At 63.3% G+C, this 6,854-nt stretch carries 7 protein-coding genes; 3 read left to right on the plus strand and 4 right to left on the minus strand.

The genetic code is table 11. The annotated features are described in order from the left end of the window. Positions 1-8: 8 nt before the first annotated feature. The 4 genes from A8G00_RS13450 to A8G00_RS13465 all read right to left on the minus strand — a co-directional run bounded on the left by A8G00_RS13450 (position 9) and on the right by A8G00_RS13465 (position 3,390). Complete coding sequence (locus A8G00_RS13450) at positions 9-779, minus strand: ABC transporter permease (protein WP_103000906.1); 771 nt, start codon at positions 777-779, stop codon at positions 9-11. Then, complete coding sequence (locus A8G00_RS13455) at positions 776-1,708, minus strand: ABC transporter ATP-binding protein (RefSeq protein ID WP_103000907.1); 933 nt, start codon at positions 1,706-1,708, stop codon at positions 776-778. Before A8G00_RS13455 ends, A8G00_RS13450 begins: the two co-directional genes overlap by 4 nt. Before the next feature lie 67 nt (positions 1,709-1,775). Then, positions 1,776-2,405 (minus strand): class I SAM-dependent methyltransferase, encoded by a 630-nt coding sequence (locus A8G00_RS13460; protein ID WP_025549165.1) that lies wholly within the window; start codon positions 2,403-2,405, stop codon positions 1,776-1,778. Positions 2,406-2,475: 70 nt separating this feature from the next. Beyond that, entirely contained in the window at positions 2,476-3,390 is a 915-nt protein-coding gene (locus A8G00_RS13465; protein WP_103000908.1) for a LysR family transcriptional regulator, read from the minus strand. A gap of 111 nt (positions 3,391-3,501) precedes the next feature. Here A8G00_RS13465 and A8G00_RS13470 point away from each other — a divergent pair, with 111 nt between their 5' ends. The 3 genes from A8G00_RS13470 (at position 3,502) to mmsB (ending at position 6,693) form a co-directional block, all read left to right on the plus strand. Beyond that, positions 3,502-4,644 (plus strand): acyl-CoA dehydrogenase family protein, encoded by a 1,143-nt coding sequence (locus A8G00_RS13470; RefSeq protein WP_082166036.1) that lies wholly within the window; start codon positions 3,502-3,504, stop codon positions 4,642-4,644. 28 nt (positions 4,645-4,672) lie between these two features. Further along, a complete protein-coding gene (locus tag A8G00_RS13475; protein ID WP_103000909.1) occupies positions 4,673-5,731 on the plus strand; it encodes an enoyl-CoA hydratase/isomerase family protein in 1,059 nt (352 codons plus the stop codon). A gap of 77 nt (positions 5,732-5,808) precedes the next feature. Then, positions 5,809-6,693: a 3-hydroxyisobutyrate dehydrogenase gene (mmsB, locus tag A8G00_RS13480; protein WP_103000910.1), complete on the plus strand. Its 885-nt coding sequence runs from the start codon at positions 5,809-5,811 to the stop codon at positions 6,691-6,693. Positions 6,694-6,854: the final 161 nt, after the last annotated feature.

Consider the following 6,854-nt stretch of genomic DNA (forward strand, 5'->3'; position numbering starts at 1 on the left):
CTTGCGCCTTATTTCTTGAGGCGATAGCCCGTCCGGAACATCCAGCCAATGATGGCAAGGCAAAGCGCCAGCATGCCCGCGACGAACAGCAGGCTGAACTCGATGCCCACATCGCCCCGCCCGAAGAAGGTCCAGCGGAAACCGGAGATCAGATAGACGATCGGGTTGAACAGCGTGATCGTCCGCCACGGCTCCGCCAGCATGTGGATCGAATAGAAGGCGCCGCCCAGAAAGGTCATCGGCATGATCAGCAGTAGCGGGATCACCTGCAACTGCTCGAAACTCTGCGCCCATATCCCCAATATGAAGCCGAACAGGCAGAAGCTGACCGCGATCAGCACCATGAAGGCGACCATCGCGAGCGGATGGGCGACCCGGATGTCCACGAACAGATGCGCGGTCACGAAGATGATGGTGCCGACGATCAGGGATTTGGTCGCCGCCGCGCCGACATAGGCGATGATCGTCTCCACCGCCGATACCGGCGCCGACAGCAGTTCATAGATGGTGCCGGTGAATTTGGGCATATAAATGCCGAAGCTGGCGTTGAAGATGCTTTCGGTGAACATCGACATCATGATCAGGCCGGGCACGATGAAGGCCGCATAGGGTATCCCGTCGATCTGCGTCATGCGCGAACCGATCGCGCCGCCGAACACCACGAAATAGAGCGAGGTGGTGATCACCGGCACCAGCAGCCCGGTCAGCAGCGTGCGGCGGAAGCGATGCAGTTCGAACTTATAGATCGCCCATATGGCCCGATAATTGAACCCGCTCATGCCGGCTTCTCCTGATGGACCAGGGAGACGAAAATATCCTCCAGGCTGCTCTGCTCGGTATTGAGGTCCTTATAGCCGATGCCAAGATCGCCCAGCTTGCGCAGCAGCGACGATACGCCGGTCCGTTCCGCCTGGGTGTCGAACACATATTCGATCTCATGGCCGTCCGCCTTCAGCGCGACCTGCCATTCGCCAAGCTCCGGCGGCACGGCGGAAAGCGGTTCCGCCAGCACGATGGTCAGCGTCTTCTTGCCGAGCTTCTTCATGAGGGCGGTCTTTTCCTCCACCAGCACCAGTTCGCCCCTGTTGATGACGCCGACCCGGTCGGCCATTTCCTCCGCTTCCTCGATATAATGGGTGGTGAGGATGATGGTGACGCCGGTCTGGCGCAGTTCCCCGATCAGCTTCCACATGTCCCGGCGCAGTTCGACGTCCACCCCGGCGGTCGGCTCGTCCAGGAACAGCACCCGCGGTTCGTGCGACAGCGCCTTGGCGATCATCACGCGGCGCTTCATGCCGCCCGACAGCTCCAATATCTTGCTGTGGCGCTTGTCCCAGAGCGACAGGTCGCGCAGGATCTTCTCGATATAGGCGTCGTTGCGCGGCTTGCCGAACAATCCGCGAGAGAAGGTGACCGTGTCGATCACCCGTTCGAACGCATCGGTATGCAGTTCCTGCGGCACCAGGCCGATGGCGGAACGCGATCCGCGATAGTCGCGGACGATGTCATGCCCGGCGACGGTGACGCTGCCGCCCGTCGGCCGGACATTGCCGCAGATGATGGAGATCATGGTGGTCTTGCCCGCGCCATTCGGCCCAAGCAGCGCGAATATCTCGCCCTCCTCGATCTCCAGGTCGACGCCCCTGAGCGCCTGGAAACCCGAAGCATAGCTTTTGGTCAGGCCCGAAACGGAAATGATGGACGCCATGCGCGGCAGTGCCCCCTTTTTTCTGAAGCGCAAAGATAGGGTGCCGCCCGCGCGGCGCAACCGCAGTCTATTCGCCCTTGCGGAAAAAGCGGAAGACCGTGGCGGGCGGGAAGTTGCGGACGGTCTGGCCGGCCCTGACGACCTCCAGGCCGAGCGCGTCGAGAATCTCCCGGCTCACGGGCGGACGCATCGAATAAGTGAACTGGATGAAGGCGCCGCCGGGCCGCAGCATGCGGAAGCTTTCGGAAAGAATGTCGGCATGCATCTGCCGATCCATCGCCAGCAGGGGCAAGCCGCTGATGACCGTCTGATATTCCCCGGCCTCTCCGGCGGTTGCGGTGGAAACGATCTGCGCCGGGGTCTCCAGCACCGAAACATGGGGAAAATGACGCCGCAGCCCGCGCGCAAAGGCTGGGTTGATCTCCACCACCTCCAGCTTGTCCGGGGGAAGGCCGGTGCCCAGGATCGCTCGGGTGAAGACGCCCGTGCCGCCGCCCAGTTCGATTACCCGGCCGTCCTCCGGATCGATATGCTCGACCATCAACCGCGCGAGATAACGGCTGCTGGGCACCACGGACGCGGTCTGGCGCGGTTTCTTCACCCAGGCGGCCAGGAAATCCAGATATTCGGTCGCCCGGGTGCGAAACTCGCTGTTGGGCAGGGTCATCGCCCGGCTGCGCTTGGACTTATGCTGCATGAGCGAACTGCGACCATTTCACTGTCATGCCGACTCCCTTAGCGGCCCCGACGGGCCGCGTCGATATGGCCTAGAGGCGATTTCCCGTCGTCTGGTCGACCTCGGCGGCGCTTTTCAGGGTTTCGATACGCTCCTGCAACCATAGCGCCACGGCCGCGATGCGGGGCAGCTTCTTAAGGTCGCCATGCGTCACCAGCCAGAAACTGCGCATGATCTCCACCTCGCCGGCCATCACCGGCACCAGCGAAGGATCGCCGCCCGCGATGAAATCAGGCAGCACGCCGATCCCCGCCCCTTCCGCGATCATGCGATGCTGCATATTGATGCTGGTGGCGCGCAGACTGGCTTCCAGCCCCGCCTCCACCTCGTCCAGATAGTCGAGTTCGGGCGAGAAGATGAATTCCGGCACATAGCCGATCAGCACATGATCGCGCAGGTCGGCGGTGCCTTCGGGTATGCCCGCCTCCGCCAGATAGTGGGGCGCGGCATAAAGGTGCAGCCGGTAATCGCCCATCCGGCGAACCGACAGCCGCCCCCGCTGCGGCCGGGCCAGCATGACCGCCATGTCGGCCTCCCTCTTGGACGGATTGAGGAAACCGGATGCGGTGATGAGGTCCAGCCTGATGGCGGGATGGCGCCTGGCGAAGTCGGCAAGCCCCGGCGCCAGCACCCAGGTGCCAAAACCCTCGGCCACCGAAAGGCGCACCTGGCCGTTCAGATGATGCTCCCGCCCGGTGGCCTCCTCCATCGCGGCGAGCGCCGCGCTCTCGATGCTTTCGGCATGGCTCAGCAACGCCTGGCCATGGGCCGTCAGCGTGCGCTCCCCCGCCCCCACTTCGAACAGTTCAGGGCCCAGCGCCTTCTCCAGCCGGGCAAGCCGCCGCGCTATGGTCGTCGCATCGATCCCCAGGGCTCGCGCGGCGGGCGCGATCTTTCGCGTGCGCGCCACCGCCAGAAAGACCCTGAGATCGTCCCAATCGAACATTCATCACTCGCCAAATCTGCAAAATCGCTGCAATGCTATGCAGAACTGCGTTGTTGCGTGCAATTCCGCATCGTATCTAGAAGCAACCCAAAGCGAACGTCAGGAGAGTTTGTGAGCCAGTTCGATCTCACCGAGGACCAGTTGGCCATTCAGGAAATGGCGCGCCGGTTCACCGCCGATGCGATCACCCCTTTTGCGGCGGAGTGGGACGAAAAGCATATCTTCCCCCGCGACACCATCCGCGCCGCGGCGGAACTGGGCTTCGGCGGCATCTATGTGTCGGAGGAATCGGGCGGCATCGGCCTTGGGCGGCTGGAGGCGGCGCTGGTCATGGAGGCGATGGCCTATGGCTGTCCGTCGACCAGCGCGTTCATCTCGATCCACAATATGGCCGCCTGGATGATCGACCGGTTCGGATCGCAGGCCGTGAAGGACAAATATCTGCCCTCCATGGTGCCGATGGAGCGGATCGGCAGCTATTGCCTGACCGAAGCGGGATCGGGGTCCGACGCGGCGGCGCTCAAGACGCGGGCGATCAGGCAAGGCGATCATTATGTCGTCACCGGCTCCAAGCAGTTCATCTCCGGCGGCGGGGAGAATGAAATCTATGTCGTCATGGTCCGTACCGGCGACGACGGGCCGAAGGGCATATCCTGCCTCGTCATCGAGAAGGACATGCCCGGCGTCAGCTTCGGCGCGCAGGAACGCAAGCTCGGCTGGCATTCGCAGCCGACGGCTCAGGTCAATTTCGACGGCGTGCGGGTGCCGGTCGAGAATCTGGTCGGCGCCGAGGGTGAAGGCTTTCGCATCGCGATGATGGGGCTGGACGGCGGGCGGCTCAACATCGGCGCCTGCTCGCTGGGCGGAGCGCAGCGCTGCATCGACGAAGCGCTCACTTACACCAAGGATCGCAAGCAGTTCGGGCAGAGCATCGCGGATTTCCAGAACACGCAGTTCACGCTGGCGGATATGGAGACAGAGCTTCAGGCCGCCCGTACGCTGCTCTATGCGGCGGCGGTCAAGGTGACGGAGAATGCGCCGGACAAGACGCGCTTCGCCGCCATGGCCAAGCGGCTGGCGACCGACACCGGATCGTCGGTGGTCGACCGGGCGCTGCAGCTGCATGGCGGCTATGGCTATCTGATGGACTATCCGATCGAGCGCTTCTGGCGCGATCTGCGCGTGCATTCGATCCTGGAAGGCACCAATCAGGTGATGCGCATGATCATCGCCCGCGACATGCTGCGGCCCTAAGCCCGAGAGAGAATGCGCAGGAGATTTTATGACCGATCAGGTGCTGATTTCCGTCGACAATGGCATGGGGCGGATAAGGCTGAACCGGCCCAAGGCGATCCATGCGCTGACCACCGAGATGTGCGGCGCGATCATTGATGCGCTGCTGGCCTGGCGGGAGGATGAGATCGTCGTTGCGGTGATGCTGGATCATGCCGAAGGGCGCGGTTTCTGCGCGGGCGGGGACATCGCCATGATCGCCGACAGCGCCAGGGGCGACTGTTCGGAGGCGGAGCAATTCTTCTTCACCGAATATCGGATGAACCATCTGCTGTTCGTCTATGAAAAGCCGATTATTGCCTTCATCGATGGCATCGTCATGGGCGGGGGCGTGGGGATTTCCGATCCGGCGCGCTATCGCGTGGCGACAGAGCGGACCACATATGCCATGCCGGAGACGGGCATTGGGCTGTTTCCCGATGTGGGCGGCGGCTGGTTCCTGCCGCGCATGCCGGGGCGAACCGGAGCATGGCTGGCGACGACGGGGGCGCGGATCAAGGGCGCGGATTGCGCCGCCATCGGCATCGCGACCCATTATATGGCGTCGGACAAGCTGGATGCCGTCAAGGCGCGGATCATTGCCGATCCCGATGGATTGGCGGAAATACTGGACGAAATGGCCGATGCGCCGCCGCCATCGGCCTGGCAGGCGCATCGGGAGGAGATCGACCGGCTGTTCGCTTCGGACCGCTTCGAGGATATTCTGGCTGCATTGGAAGCCGACGGATCGGACTGGGCGCGCGAGCAACTGGCGACGCTCGCCACCAAATCGCCGCAGACGATCAAGGTGGCGCTGCGCCAGATGGTCGAGGGCGCTGCCTTCACCGATTTTGCCGACAATATGCGCAACGAATATCGCATCGGCCATCATGTCATCCGCCGTCCCGATTTCGTGGAGGGCGTGCGCGCGGTGATCTTCGACAAGGACAATGCGCCGCGATGGAATCCCGCACGGCCGGAGGATGTGACGGACGAGCTGGTGGACAGCCTGTTCGCGCCCTTGCCGCCGGAAAGGGAATGGACGCCGCTGCCCGAACTGCGCGGCTGAACATGCTTTGTTTTCCGTGATTTCCAAGCCGTCAGATGGCCTATCTGACATGAAATCGCTCTAGAGGAGTGCCTGAAATGAGCCAGACCATCGCCTTCATCGGCCTGGGCAATATGGGCGGTGGGATGGCCGCAAATCTGCTGAAGAACGGCTTTGCCGTGCGGGCCTTCGACCTTTCGGAAGAGGCGCTGGCCAAGGCGGCCGAAGCTGGCGCCGTGCGCTGCGCCAGCGCGGCGGAGGCGGTCTCAGGGGCCGATGCGGTGGTCACGATGCTGCCAGCGGGAAAGCATGTGGAAGCCGTCTATACGGGCGAGGTCTTCGAGGCGGCCAAGGCGGATGCGCTGTTCCTCGACTGTTCGACCATTGACGTCGCGACGGCGCGCCGGGTGGAGGAAGCCGCTGCGGGCAAGGGCTTCGAGATGGTCGATGCACCCGTTTCAGGCGGCATCGCGGCGGCCAATGGCGGTACGCTGACCTTCATGGTCGGCGGCTCGGACCAGGCTTTCGGCCGGGCCAGGCCGATCCTGTCGGCCATGGGCAAGGCGGTGATCCATGCCGGCGGCGCGGGCAATGGTCAGGCCGCCAAGATCTGCAACAACATGCTGCTGGGCGCGACCATGGTGGCGACCTGCGAGACCTTCGCCATGGCGAAGAAGCTGGGCCTCGACCCGCAGACCTTCTACGATATTTCCAGCGTATCGTCGGGGCAAAGCTGGTCCATGACCAGCTATTGCCCGGTGCCGGGCGTCGGGCCGCAAAGCCCGTCGGACAATGGCTATCAGGGCGGTTTCGCCGTGGGGCTGATGCTGAAGGATTTGAAGCTGGCGACGGAAGCCGCCGCTTCGGTCGGAGCGAGCGTGCCGATGGGAAATGCGGCGGAGTCGCTTTACCAACTGCTCGCCAATCAGGGTGAAGCGGGGCGCGACTTTTCGCTGATGATCGAGATGTTGGAGGGGAAATAAGGGGTTTCCATCTCCAAGCGTCTCGTAAATGGGTGGATTGCGGACATTCCCCCTCCCGCAGGCGGGAGGGGGTTAGGGGGTGGGCTGGCGCGGCATCTGCGCTGTTTTGCAACGGCTAAGTCAGAAGCTCGCTACGCTCGCGCCCACCCCTAACCCCTCCC

It is taken from the genome of Sphingobium sp. SA916 (assembly GCF_002894065.1).
GTDB lineage: Bacteria > Pseudomonadota > Alphaproteobacteria > Sphingomonadales > Sphingomonadaceae > Sphingobium > Sphingobium fuliginis.